Source organism: uncultured Granulicatella sp. (genome assembly GCF_963515615.1).
Lineage (GTDB): Bacteria > Bacillota > Bacilli > Lactobacillales > Aerococcaceae > Granulicatella.
Map to the genome: position 1 here is coordinate 1 of NZ_CAUPZT010000074.1, position 4,632 is coordinate 4,632.

At 33.4% G+C, this 4,632-nt stretch carries 3 protein-coding genes and 1 pseudogene; all 4 read left to right on the plus strand.

Annotation, left to right across the window (positions count from 1 at the left end):
- Positions 1 to 238 precede the first annotated feature (238 nt).
- Entirely contained in the window at positions 239 to 1,828 is a 1,590-nt protein-coding gene (locus tag RYL55_RS08340) for a glycosyltransferase family 52 (RefSeq protein ID WP_315008609.1), read from the plus strand.
- Between the two features lie 2 nt (positions 1,829 to 1,830).
- Positions 1,831 to 3,072, plus strand: a complete 1,242-nt coding sequence (locus RYL55_RS08345; RefSeq protein ID WP_315008611.1) for a glycosyltransferase — start codon at positions 1,831 to 1,833, stop codon at positions 3,070 to 3,072.
- A gap of 33 nt (positions 3,073 to 3,105) precedes the next feature.
- The gene (locus RYL55_RS08350; RefSeq protein ID WP_315008612.1) at positions 3,106 to 4,455 is read left to right on the plus strand and encodes a dTDP-4-dehydrorhamnose 3,5-epimerase family protein; all 1,350 of its coding nucleotides are present in this window, start codon (positions 3,106 to 3,108) and stop codon (positions 4,453 to 4,455) included.
- Positions 4,439 to 4,632, plus strand: a pseudogene (locus tag RYL55_RS08355) (hypothetical protein); the annotation flags it as partial. The gene RYL55_RS08350 and the pseudogene RYL55_RS08355, both read left to right, overlap by 17 nt.

Consider the following 4,632-nt stretch of genomic DNA (forward strand, 5'->3'; position numbering starts at 1 on the left):
TCAATTACATGAAGTTCCTAAGAAAAAAGAAAATGAGTAGTTTGAAGTGAACCTTTAAAAAGATTTCCATCATTAACTACTATAAGCCAAAAGGTTGGTATCATAACCAAACCTTTTGGCTTTTCTTTATAAACAATGGGTAAATAAAAGCTTTCAAATAGGCATTATGATATAATATGAGTGTTCATTTATAAAAAATATTTGGAATGTAGAATCAACAATGAAAGTAGGAAGTAAAATGAATCTGATTTTTTGTACATCACCTTTTCAAGTGCTAGTTGCTAGAGAAGTAGCACGTCATACAAATTTAGAATTTTATGGCATGTATTTAATGATGTCGAATGATTCAAGACAACTAATTTATGCGGAAAAGATGAAGGAGTTCTGTAAAGAAGTATGTATTTTCAAAGATGGAATAGTTAAAGAACCTTTACAACAATTTCTTTCAGATAAAGTGATTACTTCCTTGTATTTGGCTAGTTTGGATAATCCTGTAGCGTATAGTTTCTTTACTCCTAATCAGATGCAATTATTTACTTTTGATGATGGCAGTACGTCGATTATTGTTCCAAATATGTATACACAAAATCTTCATCGAGTAGTTTCTCCGTTAGGATTAACATTAGGGCAAATGATGTCACTATCTCAAAAACATTTTACAGTATTTAATCAAACGAAGTTATTTGAGGAAGAAAGACAAGTACGTCTAACTTTAAATACAAAGCCACAAGAGTTTAAGCGAGCAAATAATGGGAAAGTTATTCGAGTATTTTTAGGACAAGCTTTAGGGTCAATATTCGATGAAGGAGATATTCAATTAACAAAACAATTAACAAAAAAAGCAATCCAAGATTGTAAGGCAGATATCTATTATCCTCACCCACGTGCAGTAGTGGAAGTAGAAGGGATTCAAGTAGCTGCACCTACTAATTGCTTTGAAGAGGAAATTTATTCATTATTAGAAGAGTATGAATTTGTAGAAGTGTATGGTTTCTATTCAACAGCCTTTTTATTCGTTAAAGAAATTGAAGGAGTTAAGGTTCAAGCTTACCGTACGTTTTTAAGTAGTTTTGAGTCAGATATTTTATTGGAACATGGCATTCAGTATCGTAATCTTTCTCTATCGGATACTTGTGTGGATATTGTCATGCCTGTTTATAATGGGGAGAAGACCATTGATGAATCGATTCAGTCGATTTTAAACCAAACACATCAAAAGTTTAGATTGTGGATTGTTGATGATGGTTCAACAGATCAAACGCAAGAAGTGTGTCAGAAATATTTAACAGATGCTCGTATTCATTATGAAAAATTAGTACACCAAGGAATTTCTTGTACGCTAATTTCTGGAGTAACTATGACACAAGGAGAGTTTATTGCGAGACAAGATGCCGATGATGTATGGATGCCGTGGCATTTGGAGATGGTATTACATCAATTAGAATCAAATTCTTCATTAGACATTGTAGGCTCAAGAGTAACTGCAGACGAAGATGAAAAAAATAGGAAGTTGAAAAGAAACAAACAAAATCATTTATTTGGAGAAAAGTTATGGTTACAATTAGCCTATCAAAATGTCTTTAATCACTCAACGGTAATCTTTAGAAAGTCAGCTTACGTGGAAGCTGGTGGTTATCAAGAAGGGTATGATGGATTTGAAGATTGGCATTTATGGGCGAGAATGGTGACAAAGGAAAATGCTTTTGTACTGAATAATTTGACGGTGTATTATCGCCTTTCTGATAGTCATGATAGATGGATGGCTTTTCGTACTCGTTTAGCTAAAACACGAGGATTAACTCTCGAAGAAGTTTTAGAAGGGGAATAATCATGAGAGTATTTACTATAAAAGAAGGGGTTCCGATTAGTATTTATGGCTTTGAAAGTAGTCAGTTAGCACGTCAAAACTTGATGCAATCTCTTGGTGTGGAGCATCAATTCGTTCTTACGAATTTAAGTAATATTGTTCCTAACTTTGTGGAGCAATTAGAAGAACTTGGGTTCAAAAATTTTTATCATGTCATTTTTGATTTATCTGATTTAGCTAGAGTTCAGCCGTGTGTTTCAGATAATTTTCTTTCTACATTAGAAGGTGTGAAAAAAGTCGAATATACTAAAGAAGGGTATGTAGGATTAGTTCATTATGAGGATGGCACAGTTGAGTGTTATACTTCTCAGCTCTTGTATCGATTAGATGATAAACAAAATACTTTCACTTTGTTTGGATCTAAAGGAATTATTTTAGAAGGGGATATTAGTGAGAATTATCATGCTTATCGTTTTATTGAAACAGGAGAGACGTATTCTCAATGGCAGTTAGTGAGTTATTATTTAGCTGAGAACTCAACTCCAAAAGATAAGTTTATCATTGATATGGTCAATGAATATCCATTGCAACTTAGAAAATTTTTCCAAAATACGGGTAGAGAATTAATTGCCTTTACTCATTACAATATATTAGCTCCTTTTATGAAGTTTGTATTGCAAAATTGGTGTATGAATATTGTAGCCAGTCCAGTGTTAGAAGAACGTTTAGGAAGCGACGTTGTGAAGTTCTTGCCACCCGTTTATATGGATGAAGTTCAAGAAAAAACATATGAAACAGTAACTGATTGGTGTATTGTCGGGAATATGACTGTTATAAAAAAATGCGAATTAGCCATTGAAGCCTTTAGACAAGTTCCTGCTAGTCGATTAACGATTTATGGAACATTACCGGAAGGTATTACAAAAGAGCAACTCCCGGAAAATGTAACCTATGCAGGGTTTGTAACAACTGTTCCTTATGAGAAACATCAAGGATATCTTTCTTGTTCTTATAGTGAGTGCTTTGCTAATTCAGCAGTGGAAGCTTCTGCCAAAGGATTAGTTTGTTTATTATCATATACAGATTTAGCGCATGCATATTATGGAAAAATTTGTCCCAACACAAAAACATTCCGTTCATTACACGAATTAGTCGAAATGATTATAGCTTTTCAACAAAAAGGGGAGTATTCTTCTTCGATTTTTGCCAAAAATTATACAAAAGAAACAGTAGCAGAAATGTATCGTCAAGTTTTAGAATGTTGAACAATTTATTTTAAGAAGAGAGGAGGGCTGAGTTTGAAAATAAAAGAGCAGTTAAAACCTAATATTGAAGGACTATTACTGTTATCAAGTCCTCTTCATCATGATGAGCGTGGTTATTTTGTTGAAAATTGGCGTAAAATTGACTTGTTAAAATATGGCGTTCCGGAGTCGTTTTTCCAAGGGAAGTTGCAAAACAATGTTTCCGTTTCAAAAAAAGGAACGATTCGAGGAATGCATTGCCAAGGTTGGGAGAAGTTAATGACCGTTGCTTCAGGTACGTTTCGTATGTGCTTTGTCGATTTGCGTTTGAGTTCTCCAACGTATAAAGCTGTAGATGTGATTGATGTCGTTCCAGGAATGGCAATCTTTGTTCCTGCTGGAGTTTCCAATGGGGCTCAAGCTTTAACGGATAAAGGGATTTTGAACTATTTAGTCACAGGTTATTATGATCCAAGTGCGAAACATTCTGGAATTATGCCACTTGATAAGACATTGAATTTACCCTGGGATGTAACAGGAGAAGTAATTATTTCCTCAAAAGATCAGCAAAGTGATTCGTACTTGTCTATTATTCAAAAAATTAAATCTTCTCGTAAAAAAGTTGCACTTATTGGTTATACAGGAGTTATTGGTTCAAAAGTTTTTGAACAATTGCAGTCTTTCAAACAATATGAAGTAGATGGATTCAATCGAGATAATTTATCAGAACTACTTCAACAAGAATATGACTGTGTCATTTGTACAGCTCCTTCTTCTGAAAAATTCAAAACAAATATTGGACTTGTTAATTCAGCAGAAGAGATTGAGAGATTAGTGGATAGTATTGCGAAAGTAAAGACGAAGCAATTTGTCCTAGTGTCTTCTCAAAGTGCCCTACATTCTGAAAATCGATATGGACAAGTACAAAATGATGTATGTCAAGCGGTTCTTCAAAATCACAAAAACCATTCGATTTATTTTATGGATACATTATATGGAGGAAATCTGAAAAAAGGATTTATTCATGACTTACTTCATCAACAGTGGGATTTTGTAACAAAAGAACAGCTAGAAAAAAATCCAGCATTACAAAGTTATTATCGTCCAGTGACAGAACAGGTAGCTGAAAGAGTTCAAGAAGTTCCTCTAGAGTTATTAGAACAACTTCCTCCAGTATCTTCACTATATGAGGATAAAGATATTTATCAAGTAACAGCGATTGAGGATTTAGTGAAAACAATCATTCAAGAATTATTTGATGCTAAAGGGATGGTACTGCAAATTAAAGATACAGTTCTTTATACTGGGCAACAAATAAAAGCATTATCTCAAAAGCCTGACAACTCAAAAATAGGGCAATATTTTAGAAAGAATAAGGAGAAAAGCGGTGAAAGTTTATTATAATGACAGAGGGTTTCAATTAGGAAATTTATTATATTTATTATTACAAGCTCATAAAGATCGCTTAAATGGGATTGCAGATAGTTATGTATTACGAACAGGTTATTATGCTTTTGCTCAAACTTTTTTTCCTAAAACAGCTGAATTATTTAGTAAAGCAAATGGGATAGAACTAGAAGA

Coding starts and splice junctions, on each gene's coding strand:
- RYL55_RS08340 (WP_315008609.1), top strand. CDS start 239: ATGAATCTGATTTTTTGTACATCACCTTTTCAAGTGCTAGTTGCTAGA.
- RYL55_RS08345 (WP_315008611.1), top strand. CDS start 1,831: ATGAGAGTATTTACTATAAAAGAAGGGGTTCCGATTAGTATTTATGGC.